This is a genomic window from Streptococcus infantis (assembly GCF_047463655.1).
Taxonomy (GTDB): Bacteria; Bacillota; Bacilli; order Lactobacillales; family Streptococcaceae; genus Streptococcus; species Streptococcus infantis_Z.
In genome coordinates this window covers 1-25793 of record NZ_JASHDM010000002.1, presented here as the reverse complement: position 1 = coordinate 25793, position 25793 = coordinate 1, and the positions used below count along the sequence as shown (strand labels likewise).

General features: G+C 39.7%; 23 protein-coding genes. 22 read left to right on the top strand and 1 reads right to left on the bottom strand.

Features of this window, described 5'->3' with window-relative positions; all coding sequences use genetic code 11:
* Nucleotides 1-68 precede the first annotated feature (68 nt).
* The 3 genes from QM877_RS02475 to QM877_RS02465 all read left to right on the top strand — a co-directional run bounded on the left by QM877_RS02475 (nucleotide 69) and on the right by QM877_RS02465 (nucleotide 2221).
* A complete protein-coding gene (locus QM877_RS02475) occupies nucleotides 69-1004 on the top strand; it encodes a manganese-dependent inorganic pyrophosphatase (protein WP_009731484.1) in 936 nt (311 codons plus the stop codon).
* 70 nt (nucleotides 1005-1074) lie between these two features.
* Nucleotides 1075-1587 carry a YiiX/YebB-like N1pC/P60 family cysteine hydrolase gene (locus tag QM877_RS02470; protein ID WP_414317475.1) on the top strand — a complete coding sequence of 171 codons (513 nt, stop codon included), beginning with the start codon at nucleotides 1075-1077 and terminating at the stop codon, nucleotides 1585-1587.
* Complete coding sequence (locus tag QM877_RS02465; RefSeq protein WP_414317474.1) at nucleotides 1571-2221, top strand: DUF1803 domain-containing protein; 651 nt, start codon at nucleotides 1571-1573, stop codon at nucleotides 2219-2221. Before QM877_RS02470 ends, QM877_RS02465 begins: the two co-directional genes overlap by 17 nt.
* 33 nt (nucleotides 2222-2254) lie before the next feature.
* Here the strand turns inward: QM877_RS02465 and QM877_RS02460 are convergent, their stop codons facing one another.
* The gene (locus tag QM877_RS02460) at nucleotides 2255-3700 is read right to left on the bottom strand and encodes a UDP-N-acetylmuramoyl-L-alanyl-D-glutamate--L-lysine ligase (RefSeq protein WP_414317473.1); all 1446 of its coding nucleotides are present in this window, start codon (nucleotides 3698-3700) and stop codon (nucleotides 2255-2257) included.
* Between the two features lie 105 nt (nucleotides 3701-3805).
* On the opposite strand from QM877_RS02460, the gene QM877_RS02455 reads away from it, so the two are divergent.
* The 19 genes from QM877_RS02455 (at nucleotide 3806) to QM877_RS02365 (ending at nucleotide 25631) form a co-directional block, all read left to right on the top strand.
* Nucleotides 3806-5428 (top strand): putative polysaccharide biosynthesis protein, encoded by a 1623-nt coding sequence (locus QM877_RS02455; RefSeq protein ID WP_414317472.1) that lies wholly within the window; start codon nucleotides 3806-3808, stop codon nucleotides 5426-5428.
* Between the two features lie 201 nt (nucleotides 5429-5629).
* Complete coding sequence (locus QM877_RS02450) at nucleotides 5630-7588, top strand: peptide ABC transporter substrate-binding protein (RefSeq protein ID WP_414317471.1); 1959 nt, start codon at nucleotides 5630-5632, stop codon at nucleotides 7586-7588.
* Between the two features lie 145 nt (nucleotides 7589-7733).
* On the top strand, nucleotides 7734-8828 hold the full coding sequence (locus QM877_RS02445) for a cystathionine gamma-synthase (protein ID WP_414317470.1): 1095 nt from the start codon (nucleotides 7734-7736) through the stop codon (nucleotides 8826-8828).
* A 4-nt stretch (nucleotides 8829-8832) separates the two neighbouring features.
* Complete coding sequence (locus QM877_RS02440) at nucleotides 8833-9999, top strand: MalY/PatB family protein (protein ID WP_414317469.1); 1167 nt, start codon at nucleotides 8833-8835, stop codon at nucleotides 9997-9999.
* A gap of 90 nt (nucleotides 10000-10089) precedes the next feature.
* Entirely contained in the window at nucleotides 10090-13176 is a 3087-nt protein-coding gene (locus QM877_RS02435; RefSeq protein ID WP_414317468.1) for a DEAD/DEAH box helicase, read from the top strand.
* 58 nt (nucleotides 13177-13234) lie between these two features.
* Nucleotides 13235-13831: a cystathionine gamma-synthase gene (locus tag QM877_RS02430; RefSeq protein WP_414317467.1), complete on the top strand. Its 597-nt coding sequence runs from the start codon at nucleotides 13235-13237 to the stop codon at nucleotides 13829-13831.
* Nucleotides 13832-13842: 11 nt separating this feature from the next.
* Nucleotides 13843-15177 carry a UDP-N-acetylmuramate--L-alanine ligase gene (gene murC, locus QM877_RS02425; RefSeq protein WP_414317466.1) on the top strand — a complete coding sequence of 445 codons (1335 nt, stop codon included), beginning with the start codon at nucleotides 13843-13845 and terminating at the stop codon, nucleotides 15175-15177.
* Between the two features lie 8 nt (nucleotides 15178-15185).
* Nucleotides 15186-15701, top strand: a complete 516-nt coding sequence (locus QM877_RS02420) for a GNAT family N-acetyltransferase (RefSeq protein ID WP_414317465.1) — start codon at nucleotides 15186-15188, stop codon at nucleotides 15699-15701.
* Complete coding sequence (locus QM877_RS02415) at nucleotides 15698-16192, top strand: GNAT family N-acetyltransferase (RefSeq protein WP_371559372.1); 495 nt, start codon at nucleotides 15698-15700, stop codon at nucleotides 16190-16192. The genes QM877_RS02420 and QM877_RS02415 overlap by 4 nt, the downstream gene beginning before the upstream one ends.
* A gap of 81 nt (nucleotides 16193-16273) precedes the next feature.
* Nucleotides 16274-18121, top strand: coding sequence for an endolytic transglycosylase MltG (gene mltG, locus QM877_RS02410; protein WP_414317464.1), 1848 nt, complete (start codon nucleotides 16274-16276; stop codon nucleotides 18119-18121).
* Nucleotides 18122-18473: 352 nt separating this feature from the next.
* Nucleotides 18474-18956, top strand: a complete 483-nt coding sequence (gene greA, locus QM877_RS02405) for a transcription elongation factor GreA (protein WP_000818756.1) — start codon at nucleotides 18474-18476, stop codon at nucleotides 18954-18956.
* An 82-nt stretch (nucleotides 18957-19038) separates the two neighbouring features.
* The gene (locus tag QM877_RS02400; protein WP_075227144.1) at nucleotides 19039-20412 is read left to right on the top strand and encodes an amino acid permease; all 1374 of its coding nucleotides are present in this window, start codon (nucleotides 19039-19041) and stop codon (nucleotides 20410-20412) included.
* A gap of 98 nt (nucleotides 20413-20510) precedes the next feature.
* Nucleotides 20511-20921 carry a GNAT family N-acetyltransferase gene (locus QM877_RS02395; protein WP_414317463.1) on the top strand — a complete coding sequence of 137 codons (411 nt, stop codon included), beginning with the start codon at nucleotides 20511-20513 and terminating at the stop codon, nucleotides 20919-20921.
* A complete protein-coding gene (locus QM877_RS02390) occupies nucleotides 20922-21569 on the top strand; it encodes an HAD family hydrolase (RefSeq protein WP_414317462.1) in 648 nt (215 codons plus the stop codon).
* Between the two features lie 148 nt (nucleotides 21570-21717).
* Nucleotides 21718-21927, top strand: coding sequence for a helix-turn-helix transcriptional regulator (locus tag QM877_RS02385; RefSeq protein ID WP_001107501.1), 210 nt, complete (start codon nucleotides 21718-21720; stop codon nucleotides 21925-21927).
* Nucleotides 21917-22405 carry a DUF6773 family protein gene (locus tag QM877_RS02380; RefSeq protein ID WP_414317461.1) on the top strand — a complete coding sequence of 163 codons (489 nt, stop codon included), beginning with the start codon at nucleotides 21917-21919 and terminating at the stop codon, nucleotides 22403-22405. The genes QM877_RS02385 and QM877_RS02380 overlap by 11 nt, the downstream gene beginning before the upstream one ends.
* Nucleotides 22406-22512: 107 nt before the next feature.
* Entirely contained in the window at nucleotides 22513-23973 is a 1461-nt protein-coding gene (locus QM877_RS02375) for a nicotinate phosphoribosyltransferase (RefSeq protein WP_414317460.1), read from the top strand.
* On the top strand, nucleotides 23970-24794 hold the full coding sequence (nadE, locus tag QM877_RS02370) for an ammonia-dependent NAD(+) synthetase (protein WP_414317459.1): 825 nt from the start codon (nucleotides 23970-23972) through the stop codon (nucleotides 24792-24794). Before QM877_RS02375 ends, nadE begins: the two co-directional genes overlap by 4 nt.
* A 294-nt stretch (nucleotides 24795-25088) precedes the next feature.
* Entirely contained in the window at nucleotides 25089-25631 is a 543-nt protein-coding gene (locus QM877_RS02365) for a GNAT family N-acetyltransferase (protein ID WP_414317458.1), read from the top strand.
* Nucleotides 25632-25793: the final 162 nt, after the last annotated feature.

Below are 25793 nucleotides of genomic sequence, written 5' to 3'. Positions count from 1 at the left end.
TCCTCTTACTTTTGTCAAAAATTAAAAAAAATGCTACAATAAAGAGAATAAAGAAACGAGGTATTATCATGTCTAAGATTCTAGTATTTGGTCACCAAAATCCAGATTCAGATGCTATCGGTTCATCTGTAGCCTTTGCTTATCTTGCAAAAGAAGCTTATGGTTTGGATACAGAAGCGGTGGCTCTTGGAACTCCAAATGAAGAAACAGCTTTCGTATTGAACTATTTTGGTGTTGAAGCACCACGTGTTATCACTTCAGCTAAGGCAGAAGGTGCAGAACAAGTTATCTTGACTGACCACAATGAATTCCAACAATCAGTATCAGATATTGCTGAAGTAGAAGTATACGGTGTGGTGGATCACCACCGCGTAGCTAACTTTGAAACTGCTAGCCCACTTTACATGCGCTTGGAACCAGTTGGATCAGCATCTTCTATCGTATACCGCATGTTCAAAGAGCATGGCGTAGCTGTACCAAAAGAAATTGCAGGTTTGATGCTTTCAGGTTTGATTTCAGATACCCTTCTTTTGAAATCTCCAACAACTCACCCATCTGATAAGGTGATTGCGCCTGAATTGGCTGAATTGGCTGGAGTTAACTTGGAAGAATACGGTCTTGCAATGCTCAAAGCAGGTACCAACTTGGCAAGCAAATCAGCAGAAGAATTGATCGACATCGATGCCAAGACTTTTGAATTGAACGGAAACAACGTTCGTGTGGCTCAAGTCAATACAGTTGATATCGCTGAAGTCTTGGAACGCCAAGCTGAAATTGAAGCAGCTATCCAAGCAGCAAATGCAGCTAACGGATACTCTGACTTTGTTTTGATGATTACAGACATTGTCAACTCAAACTCAGAAATTTTGGCTCTTGGTGCTAATATGGACAAGGTAGAAGCAGCTTTCAACTTCAAACTTGAAAACAACCATGCCTTCCTTCCAGGTGCTGTTTCACGTAAGAAACAAGTAGTACCACAATTGACTGAAAGCTTCAATGCTTAATTGTAATAAGAAAATGGGGATACCCATTGTTAAAAAGGAGTCTCGACTCCTTTTTTGCTAGGAGGAGAGCATGTTAGAATCTGGCGATTTGATTTTTATAAAGGACTTGTCAGATATGGGACAGGCTATTCAGGAATCTACTGGTAACTATAGCCATGTGGCCATCTTTTTGGACGGACAGGTCTATCATGCAACGGTGGAAGGTGGCGTCCTTGCCAAATCTCCTGAAGATTTCTTTGAAGTTGAGAAAGTCTATGACCTTTATCGCTATCCGAAAATCGATCACAAAGAAGTCAAAAAGCAGGCAGAGAGCCTTTTGGGTTCGCCCTACAATTCTTCCTTTTATCCGGATGGAAATGGTTATTACTGTTCCCAGTTCATTGCTGAACTACTCCCTATTTTTGAGACCATTCCCATGAAATTTGGAGATGGCGTAGAGGAAATCAGTGATTTCTGGAGAGAATATTATCGAGAGTTAGGGCTTCCTGTACCTTTGAATCAGCCTGGCACTAACCCTAGTCAATTAGCAGCATCACCACTTTTAGTTTGTAAAGAAAGGAATCTTCATGATTCAGATTTTTAATCCATCTCGCTTGACGCGTCAACCATTCTTTAGGGATTTGGTAGACTATCTTGATCAGCATGATGATGTTATCCTCCGTGAAATCAAGGCTCAGTTTCCAAAGATACCAATTGATAAGTTTTTGGAGGAATATATTAAAGCGGGTTTGATTTTGAGAGAAAATAAACGCTATTATCTCAATCTTCCATTTCTAGAATCTACAGAATCTCTTGAACTAGACCTAGAAGTCTTTGTGAGAGACGATAGTCCAATCTATCAAGAAATCCTGGAGAAACATTTTCAGACGGAATTACGCAATCAAACCAATGCAGCTATCCTAGAAGAGTATACGGATTTTGCTAGGGAAAAGATGACCTTGTCTAATTATTTTTATAAGGTTAAGCATCAGTATGCGCTGACAGAAGATCAGCAGAAACTCTATGCTGTTTTGGGTGATGTCAATCCTGAGTATGCTCTCAAATATATAACAACATTTTTGCTAAAATTTCTCAAAAAAGACCAGCTCATGCAGAAACGCCGTGATATCTTTGTCGATAGTTTAGTCTTATTAGGTTACATCCTTCAAAATGAAGATGGGAAATACGAGTTAGCTGTAGAATTTGATAAGGAACGATTCATCTTTATAAAAAAATAAAGGCTAGGGATTTTCCTAGCCTTCTTTAAGTTCTTATAGGTAACGTTCTGCAACAGCAGCATCACCTGGATAGTCTTCTTTCTGCCCTTGGACGATTTGGTAGCAATCAGCTCCTTTACCAGCGATAATCACAGCATCCAGCTCTTGACTTGTAACAGACATAGCAGCCTTGATAGCTTGCTCGCGATCGACAATCTTTTCAACAGGATGATGGATATAGCTACTGATTTCATCTGCAATGGCCATCGGATCTTCATAGTTTGGATCATCAGCTGTTAGAAAGACTTGAATTTCAGGATGTTGATCGAGGAGAAGTCCAAAGTCCTTGCGACGGCTTTCTCCCTTGTTTCCAGTTGAACCAAGTACTAAAGCAATCTTTCCAGTTTGATGAGTTTCAACGACAGAGATTAGTTTTTTAAGACTGTCACCATTGTGGGCGTAGTCGATGAAAACTTTTGCGCCATTTTTCTGTGTGAGAACTTCCATGCGACCAGGGACGCGAGTAGACGCAATCCCTTTTTTGATATCTTCAAGACTAGCACCTAGACGAAGGCAGGCAAGTCCTGCAGCGACTGCATTTTCTTGGTTGAAGTGCCCAATCAACTGGATGTCATAATCTCCAGCTAATTTACCGGTTGCTGAGAAGCTAAAGGCTTTGGAGTTTTCAATTTGGTTACTTGACTGGCTACCATAGAAGTCATGGTCTTGGTTCTCAACTTGTTCTTTCAGAACAGAGAAGTGGTCCATATCGCTATTAATGACAACTGCTCTGCTATTTTTCATCAAGAGACGTTTGTGGTAGAAGTAGTCTTCAAAGGTTGGATGCTCAATAGGACCAATATGGTCAGGACTAATGTTGAGGAAGACACCGACATCAAAGGTCAGTCCGTAGACTCGTTTAACCAAGTAGGCTTGACTGGATACTTCCATGATAAGGTGAGTTCTTCCATTATCAACAGCCTGGGCCATCATGTCAAAGAGGTCGATACTCTCAGGAGTAGTCAGGGCAGATTTAAAGAAAGTCTTGCCGTCCAAGGTCGTATTCATGGTTGATAACATAGCTGGACGATGTTGTTGATTTAAGATGTTGTAGGCGAAGTAAGCTGCCGTTGTTTTTCCTTTAGTACCAGTGAAAGCAAGGAGTTTTAGTTTTTCTTGAGGGTTGCCATAAAATTCCATAGCAATCAAACTCATGGCTTTCTTGATATCGCTAACAACAATAACGGGAATACCGACTTCATAGTCCTGTTCCGCTACATACCATTCAAGTCCTTGTTCAATTGCAGAAAGGAGAAATTCTTTTTTAAAGGCTGCTCCTTTGACAAAAAAGAGACTATTTTCTCGAGCTTTTCGGCTATCGTAGCAGATGCTATCAAAAACGACATCACTGTGATAATAATGGTAATGTCCTTGGTCAATAATCTCACGGAAGAGATCGTCTTTCTTTAAAATATCTAATACGGTTTCAATCTTTATCATACTTTCTATTGTAAACCGAAAGTCTGAATTTTACAAGTAACAAGGAAAAGTTTATAATGGAAGATAAGGAACATTTCCTAGTTATTAAAATTGAATGAGGAAGTTATGTCTAACGAAAATAATCATCAGCAGGCCCAGATGTTACGAGGGACTGCCTGGCTAACGGCTAGTAACTTTATCAGTCGCCTGCTCGGGGCTATCTACATCATCCCTTGGTATATCTGGATGGGGACTTATGCAGCTAAGGCTAATGGCCTCTTCACCATGGGCTACAATATCTACGCCTGGTTCTTGTTGATTTCAACAGCAGGTATCCCGGTAGCGGTCGCTAAGCAGGTCGCTAAATACAATACCATGCATGAGGAAGAGCATAGTTTTGCCCTGATTCGGAGCTTCTTAGGCTTTATGACTGTGCTAGGACTTGCCTTTGCCTTGATTTTATACCTCTTTGCACCTTGGTTGGCGGACCTTTCTGGAGTCGGTAAGGACTTGATCCCCATTATGCAAAGTCTAGCGTGGGCTGTCTTGATATTCCCATCTATGAGTGTTATCCGTGGATTTTTCCAAGGGATGAATAATCTTAAGCCCTATGCCATGAGCCAAATTGCTGAGCAGGTTATCCGTGTCATCTGGATGCTCTTAGCGACCTTTATTATCATGAAGCTAGGTTCAAAAGATTATCTATCAGCAGTCACCCAGTCTACCTTTGCGGCCTTTGTGGGAATGGTAGCCAGCTTTGCTGTCTTACTTTATTTCCTTTTTAAAGAAGGGATGCTTCAAAAAGTTTTTGAAACGCGAGATAAGATTGATAGCAAACACCTGTTAATGGATACGATTAAGGAAGCAATTCCGTTTATCTTGACTGGTTCGGCTATTCAGCTTTTCCAAATCTTGGACCAAATGACCTTTATCAATAGTATGAAGTGGTTTACCAACTACAGTAATGAAGACTTGGTTGTCATGTTTTCTTATTTCTCCGCCAATCCTAATAAAATCACCATGATTTTGATTTCGGTTGGAGTTTCGATTGGTAGCGTTGGGCTACCTCTCTTGACAGAGAACTATGTCAAGGGTGATTTGCCAGCGGCTTCTCGTCTCGTTCAAGATAGTATCACCATGCTCTTCTTATTCTTACTTCCAGCAACTGTTGGAGTAGTCATGGTTGGTGAACCTCTCTATACAGTCTTTTACGGTAAGCCAGATAGTTTGGCTATGGGCTTGTTTGTCTTTGCAGTCTTGCAGTCAACAATCCTAGGTTTGTACATGGTCTTGTCACCAATGCTTCAGGCTATGTTCCGTAACCGTAAAGCAGTCTTGTATTTTGTTTATGGCTCAATTGCTAAGATTGTTTTACAATTACCATCGATAGCGATTTTCCATAGTTATGGTCCTTTAATTTCAACGACAATTGGTCTCATCATTCCAAATGTCTTGATGTACCGAGATATCTGTGAGGTGACAGGTGCTCGTCGTAAGCTTATCTTGAAGAGAACAATCTTAGTTACTATTTTGACTCTAGTTATGTTTATCCTGGTTGGATTTTTACAATGGATGATTGGCTTTGTCTTCCAACCATCAGGTCGTTTCTGGAGCTTCATCTATGTCGCCCTAATCGGAACAATCGGTGGTGGGCTCTACGGATTCATGAGTCTCTATACTCGTCTCTTAGATAAGGTTATTGGACAGGCTCAAGCAGATCGTCTACGGGCACGTTTAAAACTATCATAAAAGTTTATAAATAAAATGAATAATTTGAACTTTTCTATCCGAAAAAGTTTGAATTGTTCATTTTTTTATTTAAAAAATAGGATAAAATATAAAATTAGTAGAAAAAAATCTATAATTTGGTAAAAATTAGATAAAATTGCTTGACTAAAAAAAACAATAGCTGTATAATGATACAAATATTTAAATTTGGAGGTTCTGGAAATGAAAAAGTCTAAGGCAAAATATCTGACGCTGGCAGGCCTTGCCCTAAGTGCCGGTCTACTATTGGCGGCTTGTAGCAACTCAGCTAGTTCAACTAAAACATACAACTATGTCTATTCTAGCGATCCGTCTAGTTTGAACTATCTTGCAGAAAACCGTGCAACAACCAATGACATCGTTACCAATTTGGTAGATGGGTTGATGGAAAATGACCAATACGGTAACTACGTTCCATCCTTAGCAGAGGATTGGAGTGTTTCTCAGGACGGTTTGACATACACTTATAAACTTCGTAAAGATGCTAAGTGGTATACCTCTGAAGGTGAAGAATATGCTCCAGTAACTGCCCAAGATTTTGTAACTGGTTTGAAATATGCTGCTGATAAAAAATCCGAAGCTTTGTACCTGGTTCAAGATTCTGTAGCAGGTTTGGATGACTATATCAACGGGAAAACAACTGACTTTTCAACTGTCGGTGTTAAGGCGATTGACGACCAAACAGTTCAGTACACTTTGACACGACCAGAATCTTATTGGAACTCTAAAACAACATCAACCATTCTCTTCCCTGTCAATGCAGACTTCCTGAAATCAAAAGGGGATGATTTTGGTAAGGTGGATCCTTCTAGTATTTTGTACAATGGACCTTTCTTGATGAAATCCTTTGTTTCGAAATCTGTCATCGAATTCAAGAAAAATCCGAACTACTGGGATGAAAAAAATGTCTTTGTAGATGATGTGAAATTGGCCTATTATGATGGTAGTGACCAAGATGCACTAGCTCGTAACTTTGTAGAAGGAGTCTACAGCTACGCACGTCTCTATCCAAATAGCTCAAGCTTTGAAGGAATTAAAGAGAAGAACAAAGATAACATCATTTATAGTATGCAAACCGCAACTTCTTATTACTTGAACTTCAACTTGGACAGAAAATCTTATAACTTCACGTCTAAATCCTCAGATATCGAAAAGAAATCAACTCAAGAAGCAGTTCTGAATAAAAACTTCCGTCAAGCCTTCAACTATGCTTATAACCGTACAGCATATGGAGCTCAATCTCAAGGGGAAGACGGAGCAACGAAGATTATTCGTAACCTGGTTGTACCTCCTACATTTGTAACCATCAACGGGAAAGACTTTGGAGATGTTGTTTCAGAAAAGATGGTCAACTATGGCCAAGAATGGCAAGGAATCAACTTTGCGGACGCGCAAGACCCATACTACAATCCTGACAAGGCTAAGGCTAAGTTTGCAGAAGCTAAGAAAGAATTGGAAGCTAAGGGTGTGCAGTTCCCAATCCACTTGGATGTATCAGTTGACCAATCATCTAAAAAAGGTGTACTTGAAGCAAGTTCTTTGAAACAATCCATCGAATCTGTTCTAGGGGCTGAGAATGTGGTTATCGATATCCAACAATTATCAACAGACGACTTTGATAACTCTAGCTACCTCGCTCAAACCGCAGCTCAAAAAGACTTTGACATCTATAATAGTGGTTGGAGTGCTGACTACTTGGATCCATCAAGTTATCTTGATATCTTAAATGTCAATAACGGTGGTATGTTGCAAAACATTGGTCTAGAACCAGGTGAGGTCAATGACAAGGCTAAGGCAGTTGGACTCGATACTTACACTCAAATGTTAGAAGAAGCGAACAAGGAGCAAGAACCAGCGAAACGTTATGAAAAATATGCTGAAGTTCAAGCTTGGCTCGTTGATAGCGCCCTTGCAATTCCAAACGTTTCCCTTGGTGGAATACCGACCTTGAGAAAGACAGTTCCATTCTCATCACCATTCTCACAAGCTGGAAATAAGGGGGTGGAATCATACAAGTACCTCAAGTTGCAAGATAAGACTGTAACGGCTGATGAGTATGAAAAAGCTAGACAAAAATGGCTGAAAGAAAAAGAAGAATCTAATAAAAAAGCCCAAGAAGAATTAGCTAAACACATTAAATAATCAGTCTATTCAACAGGAAAAACGATAGTTTCTCAGGAAGCTATCGTTTTTGTATAGTTTGAAACTATAACTAGCTCTTGAAAACAAGAAAACGAAGGATCCAAAATAAGTGGTACAATAGTTACTATAGATTTGGAGGTAAAGTATGAGCAAATCATTTCACATCAACACAATTTTAGCACAAGCAGGTATCAAGTCAGATAAAGCGACAGGTGCTTTGGTAACACCAATTCACTTTTCAACGACTTATCAGCATCCACAATTTGGTCAATCAACTGGATTTGACTATACACGCACTAAAAACCCAACTCGTAGCAAGGCAGAGGGAGTTTTGGCAGCAATTGAATCAGCCAAGTATGCTTTGGCGACTAGTTCAGGTATGTCTGCGATTGTGTTAGCCTTTAGCATTTTTCCAGTAGGAAGCAAGGTTTTGGCTGTCCGTGACCTTTACGGTGGTTCTTTCCGCTGGTTCAATCAAGTGGAGCAGGAAGGAAGATTCCACTTTACCTATGCCAACACAGAAGAAGAGCTAATTGCCGAGCTAGAAAAGGATGTGGATGTACTTTATATCGAAACACCAACCAACCCTTTGATGTTGGAATTTGATATTAAAAAATTGGCTCAATTAGCTCATGCTAAGGGCGCTAAAGTTGTCGTCGACAATACCTTCTATAGTCCGATTTACCAACGTCCAATTGAAGATGGAGCAGATATTGTTCTTCATTCAGCAACAAAATACCTTGCAGGCCATAATGATGTTCTAGCTGGTGTAGTTGTGACAGATAATGCTGATTTGTACGAAAAACTCTTTTACAATCTCAATACGACAGGGGCTGTTTTGTCACCATTTGATAGTTATCAATTGATTCGTGGTCTCAAGACCTTGTCACTTCGTATGGAGCGCTCAACAGCTAATGCTCAAGAAATCGTAGCATTTTTAGAACAATCACCTGCAGTCAAAGAAGTTTTGTATACAGGACGAGGGGGAATGATTTCCTTTAAAGTGGCAGATGAAAAACGAATCCCTCATATCTTGAATACTTTGAAAGTATTCTCTTTTGCTGAAAGTTTAGGTGGAGTAGAAAGTCTGATTACCTATCCAACCACTCAAACCCATGCAGACATTCCGGCAGAGGTTCGTCATTCTTATGGATTAACAGATGACCTTTTACGCTTGTCTATTGGTATTGAGGATGCTAGGGATTTGATTGAAGATTTGCGTCAAGCCTTGGAAGGATAAGACTATGGGAAAATATGATTTTACGACTCTGCCCAATCGTTTAGGGCACCATACCTATAAATGGAAAGAGGCAGAAACGGATAGTGAAGTCCTACCAGCTTGGATAGCGGATATGGACTTTGTAGTCTTGCCTGAAATCCGCCAAGCTGTGCAGACTTACGCTAATCAACTGGTTTATGGCTATACCTATGCCAGTGAAGAGTTAATTAAGGAAGTTCAAAAGTGGGAAGCCTCACAACACGGTTATCACTTTGACAAAGAGGCCCTTGTCTTTATCGAGGGTGTGGTACCAGCCATCTCAACAGCCATTCAAGCCTTTACAAAAGAAGGTGAAGCAGTTTTGATTAATACACCTGTCTATCCACCTTTTGCTCGCAATGTCAAGTTGAATAACCGCAGATTGATTACCAATTCTTTGGTGGAAAAGGATGGTCTGTTTGAGATTGACTTTAACCAACTGGAGAAGGATTTGGTAGAAGAGGGTGTCAAACTCTATATCCTTTGCAATCCTCACAATCCTGGTGGACGTGTGTGGGAAAAGGAAGTGTTGGAGAAGATTGGACAACTGTGTCAAAAACATGGAGTTTTGCTAGTGTCTGATGAGATTCACCAAGATTTGGCCCTCTTTGGTCACAAACACCAGTCTTTCAATACTGTCAACCCTGATTTTAAAGAATTCTCACTGATTTTAAGCAGCGCTACCAAGACCTTCAACATTGCTGGAACAAAGAATTCCTATGCTATCATCGAGAATCCTAAGTTAAGAGTTGCTTTCCAAAAACGCCAGCTAGCTAATAATCAACATGAAATTTCAGGATTAGGATACTTAGCAACAGAAGCTGCCTATCGCTATGGTGAAGATTGGTTGACAGAACTCAAAGAACTGATTGAGAAACACATCAATTATGTAGTCGATGTGTTTGGAAAAGAAACGAAAATCAAGGTTATGAAACCGCAGGGAACCTACTTGATTTGGCTTGATTTTTCAGCCTATGACCTGACTGATGAAAAATTGCAAGAGCTTTTGAGAAATGAAGCCAAGGTTATTCTCAATCGTGGTTTGGATTTTGGGGAGGAAGGAAGTCTCCATGCCCGCCTCAATGTCTCCATGCCGACATCTGTCTTGGAAGAAGTTTGTCAACGAATCATTGCTACTTTCGCTAAATTTTAAGAAGCCAGCCTTCTGGGGAAAAGTACCCTAGGAGGCTATTTTCGTAAGAAGAAATGTGGTATAATTAAGAGATAAAGTAAAGGGGAAAATATGGCTAAATTGATTCCAGGAAAGCTTCGAATGGAGGGAGCTCAACTCTACGAAACTAGTCAGATTGAAATTATCAAAGAGAAAGATCATCGTCTCTATGCTCGTGTAGGGGAGGCTGAAATTCGTTACAGTCTTGATGATGAACTGGTTTTTTGTGCTTGTGACTTTTTTCAAAAAAGAGGGTTCTGTGTCCATTTGGCAGCGCTAGAACATTACCTAAAAAATGATCAACTGGGTCAAGAACTTTTACAAAATCTAGAAAATGTGCACGAACAGAAAGAAGAAGTTGAAACTCAGGTTACTTTTGGAGGAAAGTTTTTAGAATCCATTCAAATTCCTAGCCTTTCTGAAATCTATCAGTTGTCTGCTCAGGGGCAGATTGAAGCAGGGACTAATCGCATTATTTGGACTTTGAGAGTCAGTCTTATCCAGACGCAGAAATTTTATGTAATCCGAGATATCCCCCTTTTTCTGAAGGTGTTAGAAACTAGTAAACCCTATATGATTGGAAAGTTATATGAAACTTCCTTGAATATTCGTCAGTTTGATGAAAGTAGCCAATTTGTTCTGAATTTCCTTCAGGGAATTGTAGAAGATGAGGTTGAAAATGCCCTCTTTTTCCAAAATCAAGGTCGTCATCTCTATTTCCCGCTGTCTTTTTTTGAGCAGGGTGTTAGTCTGCTGATGGGATTAGATGAATTCCAATTTGACCATCAGATTTCAAGCTACTCTCATCTTGTATTTCAAGATTTTGATGGTCAAGCAGGCTTATTTACCTTTCAAATTGAAGAAAAATCCAACTATTATGAGATGGAAATTTTTCAACAGGTAGGACTTAATTCGTTTTATAAGGGACAAGTCTTGTTTACTAAAGGTACATTTTATCTTCTGTCTAAAGAACAAGCTAGACTTATAGAAAAATTAAAAAAAGTCCCTATTGATAAAAGTGGTAGAAAGATTTTACAATTTGATACTAGTGATCGAGATCTTTTAGCTTCGACCTTGTCGCAGTTTAAAGACATAGGAGAGGTAAAAGCTCCTGATACGCTTCAAATTCAGACTTTCCGTCCTTCGTTCTACATGGAAGGAGAAGAGGACGGTTCTATCCGTTTGGATATGCAGTTTCAGTATGAAACTTGCTTAGTAACGAATCGCAATGAACTAGAGAGTCTTCCTTTTGCTAGTGATATTCAACTGGAGAAGCAAATCTTTCAGTTGGCTCTATCTGCTGGATTTGAAGCAGATTTTCGTTCATGGCGTCAAAGTTTGAAAGCTGATGCAGTTCATGCCTTCTTTCAGGAAGTTTTGCCATCCTTTGAAGCGCTTGGAGAATTAAGGATTTCTGAGAGCTTGCAAGACCTTTATCAGGTTCAGAAGCCTCAAGTTCACATCTCATCCAAGGGAAGCCTATTAGAAATTCAATTTGATTTTCAAAATATAGATCAAGAAGAAATCGATCGAGCGATGAAAGCTCTAGTTGAGAAGCAGGATTATTATATCAGCTCTTCGAATCAGGTTTACTATTTCGATGATCAGACCAAGCGTATCCGTCAGGATTTAGAAGAATTAGGGATAGAGGACCTACAAGATGGAGCTTTTCGAGCTCGTAAATCCCTAGCTTATACCCTATCTCATCTATTTAAGAATCAGGATCAAATTTCTTTCACCGAAGAATTTCGCAATCTGGCCCATGATTTGACGCATCCAGAAGATTTTCCGATGAAAGAGCTGAATATCCAAGCAGAACTTAGAGACTATCAGAAAAAGGGAATTCAGTGGCTGCAGATGCTTCACCATTATGGCTTTGGTGGGATTTTAGCAGATGATATGGGGCTTGGGAAGACCTTGCAAACCATTGCCTTTTTAAGTAGTCAGGTTCAAGCAGATACTAGTGTCCTAATCCTTGCTCCATCTGGCTTAATCTATAACTGGGCTGATGAATTTCAAAAGTTTGCTCCAGATTTGGATGTAGCGGTTGTGCATGGCTTAAAATCTCATCGAGAGTCAATTTTGGCAGAAAATCATCAGATTTATGTTACAAGCTATGCTACTTTCCGTCAGGACAGTGAGATTTATCGAAACCTACCTTTTGATTTTCTTTTTCTAGATGAAGCTCAAGTGATGAAAAATGCACAGACCAAGATAGCACAAAGTTTGCGACAGTTTGTAGTTCCATCTGTTTTTGCCCTCTCAGGAACTCCAATTGAAAACCACCTAGGAGAGCTTTGGTCGATTTTTCAGATTGTCTTACCAGGCCTCTTACCTGCTAAGAAGGAGTTTATGAAACTATCAACTGAAAGAGTGGCTCAATTTATCAAACCCTTTGTCATGAGACGTAAGAAAGAGGAGGTTTTGACAGAGTTGCCTGACTTGATTGAAGTCGTCTATAAGAATGAACTGGAGGATCAACAAAAAGCTATCTATCTTGCTCAGCTACAACAGATGCAGGAGCGTCTGGGACAGGTAAGCGATTCGGAATTTCAACGAAATCGCGTCGAAATTTTTACTGGTCTCATGCGTCTGCGTCAGATTTGTGATACACCTGCGCTCTTTATGGAGGACTACCAAGGAGAGAGCGGGAAGCTGGATAGTTTACGAGATTTGCTGGTTCAGATTGCGGAAGGAGGTCATCGTGTACTCATCTTCTCACAATTTAGAGGTATGTTGGATCGGATTGAGCAAGAGCTACCTGACTTAGGCTTGACTTCCTTTAAAATTACGGGCTCAACTCCTTCTCAAGAACGTCAGGAAATGACCAAGGCTTTTAACCAAGGAGAGCGCGATGTATTCTTGATTTCTCTAAAGGCTGGTGGGGTAGGGCTCAATCTCACTGGTGCGGATACGGTCATTCTAGTAGACTTATGGTGGAATCCTGCAGTTGAATCTCAGGCTATCGGTCGAGCCCATCGTATGGGGCAAGAGCAGGCTGTTGAAGTTTATCGCCTTGTGACTCGAGGTACAATTGAAGAAAAGATTCAAGAATTACAAGAGAAAAAGAAAAATCTTGTTTCTGAAATCTTGGATGGAACAGAGTCTCGTGGCAGTCTGAGTCTAGCTGAAATACGAGAAATTTTAGGGATTTCATGAGCCTATACTTGAAAAATCAAGACATTACGCTATAATGGAGTATTGAAAGGAAATAAATATGACACAAAAACGATTTCCAATAGTGGCAGATGATGAAGTCATGTTGACAGAAATGCCAGTTATGAATCTCTACGATGAGTCTGATTTCATCAGTAATATAAAAGGTGATTACCAAGACAAAAACTACTTGGAATGGTCTCCAATCACTGAAGAAAAAAAGCAAGAGGAAGCCAAGCCTCTTGTAAAACAGAGTGAGAAAAAAGAAAAATCCTATGCTGAATTAGCGCGTGAAGAAGCGCGCGCGGATTTGAAAAAGAAGCGCTCGGCTAGATATTTGACTCAGGATGTAAGTCATACGAGACGTCAACCGAAGACAAGCCATGTGCGTCCAGCAAATCAACCGACAGCACCTTTTCAAAAGGAAAATCCAGGAGAATTTGCGAAATATAGTCAGAAGTTAGGTCAATCTCACTATATTTTGGCAGAAACAGTTTCTCAAGTGGAACATCCAATTTCAGATGGTGAAACAAGTCATTCCAAGAAAAACAATTATGACTTTTTAAAGAAAAGCCAAATTTATAACAAAAAAAGTAAACAAAAAGAACAAGAACGTCAAGTGGCTCAAGAGCTTAACTTGACTAGAATGAGCGAATAGAGGGGAAGAAAATGGCAAAAACCTATCATTTTATCGGAATCAAAGGATCAGGTATGAGTGCCTTGGCTTTGATGTTGCATCAAATGGGGCACAAGGTGCAAGGTTCTGACGTTGAAAAGTACTACTTTACACAACGTGGACTAGAGCAAGCAGGGATTACAATTTTACCTTTTGATGAAAAAAATCTTCAAGGTGACTTAGAAATTATCGCTGGTAATGCCTTCCGTCCAGATAACAATGTTGAAATTGCTTATGCGGACCAAAATGGTATCAGCTATAAACGTTATCATGAGTTTCTTGGTAGTTTTATGCGTGACTTTATCAGTATGGGAGTTGCTGGTGCACACGGTAAGACTTCAACAACTGGGATGCTTTCTCACGTCTTGTCACACATCACTGATACTAGCTACTTGATCGGAGATGGTACAGGTCGTGGTTCTGAAAATGCCAAGTATTTTGTCTTTGAATCAGACGAGTATGAGCGCCATTTCATGCCCTATCACCCAGAGTACTCTATCATCACTAACATCGATTTTGACCACCCTGACTATTTCACAAGCTTGGAAGATGTCTTCAACGCCTTCAATGATTATGCCAAACAAATTACTAAAGGCTTGTTCGTTTACGGTGAAGATGCTGAGTTGCGTAAGATTACAGCAAATGCCCCAATCTATTATTACGGTTTTGAAACAGAAGGTAATGACTTTGTAGCAAGTGACTTGCTTCGTTCCACAACAGGTTCAACTTTTACCGTTCACTTCCGTGGTCAAGAGTTGGGCCAATTCCACATTCCAACTTTCGGTCGCCACAACATCATGAATGCCACAGCAGTGATTGGTTTGCTTTATACTGCTGGCTTTGATTTGAATTTAGTGCGTGAACACTTGAAGACTTTTGGTGGAGTGAAACGTCGCTTTACAGAAAAGATTGTCAATGACACTGTTATCATCGATGATTTTGCTCACCATCCAACTGAAATCGTAGCGACTCTTGATGCTGCACGTCAAAAATACCCAAGCAAGGAAATCGTGGCTATCTTCCAACCGCATACTTTTACTCGTACCATCGCCTTGTTGGATGATTTTGCCCAAGCCTTGAATCAGGCTGATGCAGTTTACCTCGCACAAATCTACGGTTCAGCTCGTGAGGTGGACCATGGTGATGTCAAGGTAGAAGACCTTGCCAATAAAATCAATAAGAAACATCAAGTTATCACAGTTGAAAATGTTTCTCCACTCCTAGACCATGACAATGCTGTTTATGTTTTCATGGGAGCTGGCGATATCCAAACTTATGAATATTCATTCGAACGTCTCTTGTCTAATTTGACAAGTAATGTTCAGTAAGGAAGAGCATGGAATTTCCAATTAAAATCAGGGAAGCACAGCAATCAGATATAAATCAGATTTGCTTGATACAAGAAAGTATTTCAAACTCCCTAGAAGTATTGAATAGAGAAATAATAGAAGAACGTATCCGCAACCATGCGGGTACGTTTCTCTTAGCTAGCCTGGATGACCAAGAGATTGCTTATATCGCTGCGACGACACCTCCTATTCCCTCTTTAAGACAATGGATGCTTGAGATCGGAGATGAGGAATTCATTAGTGAGAACGCAATCATCCTTGAAGATTTAGCTGTTCATCCAGATTACCAAGGGCAAGGCTTTGGAACCTTGTTGCTAGCAGCTTTGAAGGAAGTTACCCGTCAGCAAAATAGACCAGGTATTTATTTGCTTTGTGAGGATGAGTTGCTGGCCTACTTTGAAATGAATGGATTTGTGGAACAAGGGATCGTAGATGGAGAAAGGAGCAGTGAAGTTGCCTTTCTCATGCGATGGCAGAATCCCTATTATCAGGAGGAACTATGATTATTAGACAAGCTAGATTGACAGATTTAGATCGTATCTTTGAAATTGAACTAGAAAATTTTTCAATTGAAGAAGCCATTCCTCGTCCTGTTTTTGAAGCTCATCTGAAGGAAATCAAGACCAGTTTTTTAGTGGCTGAAAAAGAGGGGGAAATACTAGGCTATATTGAGGGACCAGTAGTTCCTCATCGACATTTACAAGACCAGTCCTTTACAGAAGACATTAAAGATTACAGCCGTCAAAAAGGTGGCTATATCTCTGTGACTTGTCTATCCATTGCTAAGAAAGCTCAAGCGTTAGGTGTCGGACGAAAATTATTGACCGCTTTAAAAGATCTCGCTCTTGAGCATGAGCGTGAGGGAATCAATCTGACTTGCCATGACTATCTCATTGGCTATTATGAGAAACATGGTTTTGTGAATGAAGGAAAATCCAAGTCGACTTTTGCTGGTGAAGAATGGTATGATATGGTCTGGGAAAACACGAATTAGGCATCAGAAAGGCATCTATGGTTGCTTTTCTTTAGTTTTTGAGATATAATATTATGGATTATCAACAAGGAGGTAATACCTTTGAGCGAAAATTCTCGAGAAGAAGAAAAGTTAAGTTTTAAAGAACAAATTTTACGAGATTTAGAAAGATTGAAAAGAGAAGAAGAGGTTAACGCTACCGAGAGTGGTAAGGATGAGCTTTTCTCTGATTTCAGTAATCTTTCAAAGACAGATGAATTAGTGAAAGAGCCGTCTGTAGAAGATTTGATGGAAGATTCAGTTTCACTAGTGGATGAACTATTTGCTAATGCTCCAACAGTTCCACCACGTCCATCTTTATCATCAGAAGAACCTGTTGAACCAGCTGTAGTTCCAGCAGAAGTTACACCTGCAGAACCAGCTGTGGCTCCAGAAAAAGTTACACCTGCAGAACCAGCTGTAGTTCCAGCAGAAGTTACACCTGCAGAACCAGCTGTAGTTCCAGCAGAAGTTACACCTACAGAATCCGCAGTAGCTACAGAACCAGTAGTACCTACTGTAGATCGAGTTGAATCTCATGTACCTGCTCAGCCGGTTCAAGAAGAGAAAGAGTTCAATGCTAATTCGACAAGGATTCCAGTTTCTTATCGTACGAATCAGACCAAACCAAGTCCTGCTCGAAAGAATATTAAACCTCAACCGAAACCAACAGTTCTTGCAAAAGAAACTCCAAGTCAAGAACCAGTTGCTCCAGTTGAAACTAGAACTGAACTTCCTAGAAGAAGTCGTAAAGAATCAGTGAAACCAATCAAGAAAAAGAAAAAATCACGCTTGAAAGGATTTTTCGTAACAGTATTTGTTTTATTGATTTTACTAGGTGTGGGTGGATTCTTTGGTTACCGTTATGTCGAATCTGCACTCCAACCGGTTGATGCTAATTCAAAACAGTATGTTACGGTTCAGATTCCAGAAGGGGCCAATCTTCAGCAAATTGGTGATACCTTAGAAAAATCTGAATTGGTAAAACACGGTTTTATCTTTAGCCTTTATGCTAAGTATAAAGACTACAATGATTTGAAATCTGGTTACTATAATTTGCAAAAGAGCATGAGTACAGATGATATCATCAAAGAATTGCAAAAGGGTGGAACGCCTCAACCTCAAGAAGTTGCACTTGCAAATCTTACAATCCCTGAAGGATATACCCTTGATCAAATCGCACAAACAGTTGGTCAGCTTCAAGGAGACTTTAAAGAACCTTTGACTGCTGATGCCTTCTTGGCAAAAGTGCAAGATGAAACCTTCATCTCTCAATTAGTTGCTAAGTACCCAACCCTTCTCGGAAGTCTACCAACTAAAGAAAGTGGTGTTCGTTATCGTTTAGAAGGGTACCTATTCCCAGCAACTTATGCTATCAAAGAAAGCACAACTATTGAAAGCTTGATTGATGAAATGGTGGCAACTATGGACAAAAACTTGTCAGCACATTACACTGCAATCAAAGAAAAGAACTTGACAGTGAATGAACTCCTCACCATCGCATCACTTGTGGAAAAAGAAGGATTGAAAACTGACGATCGCAAACTGATCGCTGGAGTCTTCTATAATCGTTTGAACCTTGGTATGCCACTTCAAAGTAACATTGCTATTCTCTATGCAGAAGGTAAGCTAGGACAAAATATTAGCTTGGCAGATGATGCAGCAATTGATACAACAATCAATTCACCATATAATGTTTATACAAACCTTGGCTTAATGCCTGGTCCAGTAGACAGTCCAAGTCTGGATGCAATTGAAGCAAGTATCAATCAAACTAAGAGTGACAATCTTTACTTTGTAGCCAACGTACAAGATGGCAAGGTTTACTTTGCAACGACACGAGAAGAACATGATCGAAACGTTGCAGAGCATGTCAACAGTAAACTGACACAATCAAGTAGTTCAAACTAACTCTTAGAACAAGATTTGCTAATAAATCCGTAAAAAGAAGAGAATCTCTTCTTTTTACAGGAATAGCAAGTCACATCGGTCTTTCCACTATGATCAGAAACGCCTGAAATCTATAAGTTTTAGGCGTTCGGAAATTGCAAAAGTAAAAACTTACCTCTTGTTTGAACCTGAGTCTAGAAGTGATAGAATCATTAGGTTTAGGCACAGATTTTAAAAGATCGATACTGACTAAAATCATTTAAGGAAAGCTTTAAAAAGACTTTGTCTTCATTGTGAAATTATGTGGTTTACCACATAATTTTGCTTTACTATCTAAAGAAATTTAAATTTATTCAAAAGAAAGTTGAGAAAAATGGCAGAAAAAACATATCCAATGACCCTTGAAGAAAAGGAAAAACTCGAAAAAGAATTAGAAGAGTTGAAACTAGTTCGTCGTCCAGAAGTTGTAGAACGCATCAAGATTGCGCGTTCATACGGTGACTTGTCAGAAAATAGTGAGTATGAAGCAGCTAAGGACGAGCAAGCCTTCGTTGAAGGACAAATCTCTAGCTTGGAAACAAAAATTCGTTATGCTGAAATTGTCAATAGCGATGCGGTTGCTCAAGATGAAGTTGCTATCGGGAAAACAGTCACTATCCAAGAAATTGGTGAAGACGACGAAGAAGTATATATCATCGTGGGATCAGCGGGTGCAGATGCCTTTGCAGGTAAAGTATCAAATGAAAGCCCAATTGGGCAAGCCTTGATTGGTAAGAAAACAGGTGATACTGCTACGATTGAAACACCTGTAGGAAGCTATGATGTTAAAATCTTAAAAGTAGAAAAAACAGTTTAATAGGAATGAAAAGAAGGAGTAGATACAGGGAAAGCGCTTCCCATCACTCCTTTTCTTAATTCTAAAAACTAGAGGAGACTATATGAATTCAGAAAATAAGCACAAAAAGAAAAATAAAATGGAACGTGGGTTAACCAATCGCCATGTTCAGGTTATGGCCATTGCTGGTACAATCGGGACAGGATTATTTCTCGGGGCAGGTCGCTCCATTAGTTTAACAGGACCCTCGATTGTACTGGTATATATGATTACGGGTGGCTTCATGTATCTTATGATGCGCGCTATCGGGGAAATGTTGTACCAAGATCCGGAGCAACACACCTTTATCAACTTTATTACGCGTTATCTTGGTCAGGGATGGGGTTACTTCTCAGTCTGGTCATATTGGCTCTCAGTAGTCTTTATCGGAATGGCCGAGATTACAGCTATTGCTCACTACGTTCAGTTTTGGTTTCCATCTTGGCCCTCTTGGTTGATTCAGGTTGTATTTCTGACAATACTCGGCTTGGTGAACTTGATTGCTGTTAAAATCTTTGGTGAGGTGGAATTTTGGTTTGCTATGATTAAAATTGTGGCCATTCTTGCCATGATTGCAACAGGTGTTTTTCTAGTTTTGACTGGCTTTGAAACGCCTTATGGTTCAGCAAGCCTTGCCAATATCAGTGATCATTTCTCCCTTTTCCCAAATGGAGGTATGAACTTTGTCATGGCCTTCCAGATGGTTTTCTTTGCATACTTGATGATTGAATTTATCGGTGTTACAACATCTGAAACCAAGGATCCTCGAAAAGTATTGCCTAAGGCTGTTAAGGAAATTCCTTTGCGAATTATCTTTTTCTACGGTGGAGCTCTCTTAGCCATCATGTCTATTATTCCTTGGCGTGAGCTTTCTGCGACAGATTCACCATTTGTGACAGTGTTTGAACTTGTTGGTCTTAAGTGGGCAGCAGCCTTGATTAACTTTGTTGTCTTGACTTCAGCAGCGTCAGCCTTGAATTCAACCCTTTACTCAACAGGTCGTCACTTGTACCAAATTGCGCATGATTCACCAAATCGTTTCTTGAAAGCTATTAAGGCAGACACGCTCTCACGTCACAACGTTCCTCAGAATGCAATCATTGCTTCTGCCGTATTGATTGGTTTTGCAGCCTTCATCAATGTACTTCCTGGCGTATCAGATGCCTTTGCTTTGATTACAGCTTCTTCATCAGGTGTTTATATCGCCATCTACATCTTGATCATGGTAGCCCATCTCAAGTATCGCAAGTCTAAAGACTTTATGGCAAATGGCTATCTCATGCCTCAATACCGCTTGCTAAACCCTCTGACCATGCTCTTTTTTATCTTTGTATTTGGAACACTCTTCTTACAAGAATCAACTGTAATGGGAGCTAGAGGTTCAGCTATCTGGATTGTCGCATTTGGTATTTATAGCCAATGGAAATTTAGAAAATAAGTTTTACTCTCATCAACTTAGGTTGGTGAGTTTTTTAGTTTGACAGTTCTTCAAAATAGGAATATAATCAAGGCGTGAGTGTCTTTGAGGAGGTTTTGATGCACATTAGATTGGAGAATACAGAGTCTCAGAAAGCACAGGAAATAGGGAATTTGATTCGCTCCTATAATCGTTCTAAGAGAGAAGCAGCTGAAAGTGAGCCACTTAACCTTTATGTCGAAGATGATAGCGGTCAACTCATGGCTGGTTTAGTAGCAGAGACCTTTGGAAATTGGCTAGAAATTGAGTATTTATTTGTGAAAGAGGATTTGCGAGGACAAGGAGTTGGTTCCCAACTATTGCAGCAAGCAGAGAGTGAAGCTAAAAAGAGAAACTGTCGCTTTGCTTTTGTGAATACTTATCAGTTTCAAGCGCCAGCCTTTTATCAAAAGAAGGGCTACAAGGAAGTCTTTACCTTAAAAGATTATCCCTACACTGGACAAAGGCACTATTATCAAAAAGAGTTGTAAATGGAAAATGAACGATCGAAGAAATCGACACATCATAATGGAGTTGGCTTAATGGATATCATACTAGATATGGGTAATGTTCTACTGGAATGGAACAAGGATAAGATTTTGAAAGCTGTAGCTAAAACTCAGAAAGATTATCTGATCTTAGACAAGTCTATTTTCCAGTCGGGGCTCTGGGAAAGATTGGACTTAGGGACTTTGACTCGGGAAGAACTGGTTGATAAGGTTCTTTCTTTATTAGGGGATTGTTATCGGGAAAAGGTCGAAGAAGTGATTTGGAATTGGCCTGCTTACATTGATATTTACAAGGAAGTCTTTCCTCTTCTTGTACGTTTAAAGGAAAAAGGCCATCGTATTTTTGTTTTGTCAAATACATCACCAGTTTTTTATGAATTATTAGAGGAACAACTCTCTCCTTTAAATGAAATCTTAGATGGATTCGTTCTTTCTTGTGATATCAAGGCTGTCAAACCTGATCGAAAAATGTTTGAAGAAATTCTCCGTAAATATCAGTTGGATCCAGCAAATTGTGTCTTTCTTGATGATATAGCAGACAATACTAAGATGGCTGAGACTTTAGGCATCAAACCCTACCAAGTCAAACATAGAAGTGATGTTGTAGATATTTTGAAAAAATTTGAATAAGTAGAAAACTCTCTATCATTTAGTTGGTAGAGAATTTTTGTTAAAAAAATCGCACAAAACGTTAGATATATATTGCATAATGTAAAATATATGATATAATGAACTTGGAAAGAAGTGCAACTTTTTAAAATCTAAAAGGAGGTAAGAAGTGGCTAAGAATTTAAAATTAAAACTCGCTCGAGTGGAGCTTGATATGACCCAAGGTGACTTGGCAGAAGCTGTAGGTGTGACTAGACAGACTATCGGCTTGATAGAAGCTGGGAAATATAATCCTAGTCTATCCCTTTGCCAGTCTATCTGTAGATGCTTGGGAAAAACTCTAGATCAACTATTTTGGGAGGAAGAAGATGAAAAATAGATTTTATTATTATCAATTATTAGACGAAAGAGAAGAGCAACAACTTCATAAAGCTGGCGCAGAGAGTTTTCATATTTCTATCGGATTGTTGTTTCTAGCTTATTTCATATCAGTGTTAGCACCAAGTCTTTTTAATCCGAGTATGATGCTCATCATTATCATTATTGGGACTTTTTATTTTTTCAACCGTGCTCGAAGTCTAGGTGTGACCTATTATAGTCGTTTTCATTTTACAATTTTAGGCTGCCTGTTATTAACTCTAGTGATTACAGCTATCTTGATGCTCCAAAACTACCAGTTCAATATCGAAATTTATCAGCACAATCCTTTGAACGTTAAATACCTGTCTGCTTGGGTCATTACATATCTCCTTTATCTTCCTTGGGTCTTTATTGGAAACTTAGGCTTAAAAAGTTATGGTGAATGGGCTCAGAAAAAGTTTGAGCAGGATATGGATGAACTTGAGAGCATAGAATAGCTTGTTAGCTTTTTATCAATATCGAAAAAATGTGTTATAATAGTACTAATTTATGAGAAAAGAAGAAACATTTTCATCTTTTTACAAATAAGGAAGAAGGACAGTATATGTACCCAGATGATAGTTTAACATTGCACACGGATTTGTATCAAATTAACATGATGCAGGTTTACTTTGACCAAGGGATTCATAACAAGAAAGCGGTTTTTGAAGTTTATTTCCGCCAACAACCGTTTAAAAACGGCTACGCTGTTTTTGCAGGTTTGGAACGAATTGTGAACTACTTAGAAAACCTACGCTTTTCTGATAGCGATATTGCTTATCTAGAGTCACTGGGTTATCATGGAGACTTTTTGGAATATCTTCGTAATCTCAAGCTAGAGTTGACCGTACGTTCTGCTCAGGAAGGGGACTTGGTATTTGCCAATGAACCGATTGTTCAAGTGGAAGGTCCTTTGGCACAGTGTCAATTGGTTGAAACAGCTCTTTTAAATATTGTTAATTTTCAAACCTTGATTGCGACCAAGGCTGCTCGTATTCGCTCGGTCATTGAAGATGAGCCTTTGATGGAGTTCGGAACACGTCGTGCGCAAGAGATGGATGCAGCTATCTGGGGAACTCGTGCCGCTGTCATTGGTGGTGCCAATGGGACTAGTAATGTACGTGCTGGTAAGCTCTTTGGAATTCCGGTTTTAGGGACTCACGCCCATGCCTTGGTTCAAGTCTATGGGAATGACTATCAGGCTTTCAAGGCTTATGCCTCAACTCACAAAAACTGTGTCTTCCTAGTGGATACCTACGATACTCTTCGCATCGGTGTTCCTGCTGCCATTCAGGTTGCAAGAGAATTAGGTGACAAGATTAACTTTAAGGGAGTTCGTATTGACTCTGGTGATATCGCCTATATTTCTAAAAAAGTTCGTCAACAACTGGACGAGGCAGGATTTACGGATGCTAAGATTTATGCATCCAATGACCTTGATGAAAATACCATCCTTAACCTCAAAATGCAAAAAGCTAAGATTGATGTCTGGGGTGTTGGGACTAAGCTCATTACAGCCTATGACCAACCAGCTCTAGGAGCAGTTTATAAGGTTGTTGCCATTGAAGATGAAAATGGTCAGATGCGCAATACTATCAAACTTTCAAACAATGCAGAGAAGGTTTCAACACCAGGTAAGAAACAAGTTTGGCGTATCACCAGCCGTGAAAAAGGCAAGTCTGAAGGTGACTACATTACATACGATGGTGTAGATGTTACTAGTATGACGGAGATTAAGATGTTCCATCCGACCTATACTTACATCAAGAAAACTGTCCGAAATTTTGATGCCGTTCCTCTCTTGGTAAACATCTTCAAGGACGGTAAGCTGGTCTATGATTTACCGAGTCTGCCTGAAATCCAAGCCTATGCTCGTAAGGAATTTGACAAGCTCTGGGACGAGTACAAACGTGTTCTTAACCCACAACATTATCCTGTGGACTTGGCTCGTGATGTATGGCAAGACAAGATGGACTTGATTGATAAGATGCGTAAAGAAGCCCTAGGCGAAGGAGAAGAAGAATGAGTTTGCAAGAGACCATTATCCAACAATTAGGTGTTAAACCAGTCATTGATGCCCAAGAAGAAATCCGTCGTTCGATTGACTTTCTAAAAAGATATTTAAAGAAACATCCTTTCCTAAAAACTTTTGTATTGGGTATTTCTGGAGGACAAGACTCGACCTTGGCAGGACGCTTGGCTCAACTAGCTATAGAAGAAATGAGAGCTGAAACAGGGGATGATAGTTATAAATTTATCGCAGTTCGCCTGCCTTATGGAGTGCAAGCTGATGAAGCAGATGCTCAAAAAGCCCTAGCTTTTATACAGCCAGATGTCAGTCTGGTAGTGAATATCAAGGAATCTGCTGATGCTATGGCCGCAGCTGTTGAAGCAACAGGAAGTGCAGTTTCCGATTTCAACAAGGGAAATATCAAGGCTCGTAGTCGTATGATTGCCCAATATGCCCTTGCAGGTGCTCATAGCGGAGCTGTTATCGGGACAGATCATGCTGCGGAAAATATCACAGGTTTCTTTACCAAGTTTGGTGACGGTGGTGCAGATATTCTCCCGCTTTATCGCCTCAATAAACGCCAAGGAAAACAACTTTTGAAGGAGCTTGGAGCTGATCCAGCCCTCTATGAAAAAGTTCCTACAGCAGATTTGGAAGAAGAAAAACCAGGCATTGCAGACGAAGTAGCCTTGGGAGTCACTTACAATGAAATTGATGATTACCTCGAAGGTAAACAAGTAAGCCTAGAAGCCCAAGCAACCATTGAAAAATGGTGGTACAAAGGCCAACACAAACGCCACCTACCAATCACCGTATTTGATAAGTTTTGGGAGTGAGACAGAAATCGGTAACTCGAAGAGTTCGATTTCGTTGTCTCACCCCCGCAAGGCTGACTAGGCTTGAAAAAACTTGCTAAAGTGCATTTCGAGCCAGACAGCGACTGCGTCATGAAATTAGAGGAAACTGTTGTTTTCTCAATGTTTATGAGTGTAGTGTTTTAACCCTGAGCCTAGAATGATAAAGCGAAGAAGGTCCGGAGGACCTTTTTCGCTTTATAACTTGAAATAGGAGACTGAGATATGTCAATGCAAGTTTGAAGCCATCCATAAAATAGAAAGAGAGTTACCATTATGAGAGTAGTAGGGACACAAACTATTGAGACAAAACGTTTGATATTAAGGAGATTTGTGGAAGATGATGCTCAAGACATGTTTGATAATTGGGCTTCACGCTCAGAAAATCTGACCTATGTGACTTGGGATCCACACCTAAATGTCGAACAGACTCGAAATTCTATAGGCAATTGGGTAAAATCCTATGACGATCCAGATTATTACAAATGGGCTATTTGTCTCAAAGAAAGTCCAACACATGTCATTGGAGATATTAGTCTGGTCAGTGTGGATGAAGAAAACTCTAGCTGTGAGATAGGATATATCTTAGGGATGGACTACTGGGGACGAGGAATCATGACAGAAGCCTTGAAGTCAGTTTTATCATTCTGTCTGGATGAGATTAGATTTAAAGAGGTTGATGCTTGCTATGTAAGTCTAAACCCAGCATCTGGTCGTGTTATGGAAAAGGCGGGTATGACTTTTTGGAAGACGATTCTAAATGCAGTTGAACGAAAAGGATATATAGCTGATAAAATTTATTATCAAATCAAAAAATAAGATGGAAAAGTCTCACTTTTCCATCTTATTTTTTAGGCTCTATAATTTCTGTAGTGGGTAAAACCACCATAGGAATTATGGAGCCTATTTTGTTGTAGAAAAAAAGTCCCATAAGACCTATAATGAAAAGCGACCAAACCATCATTAGAAAGAATCTTATGG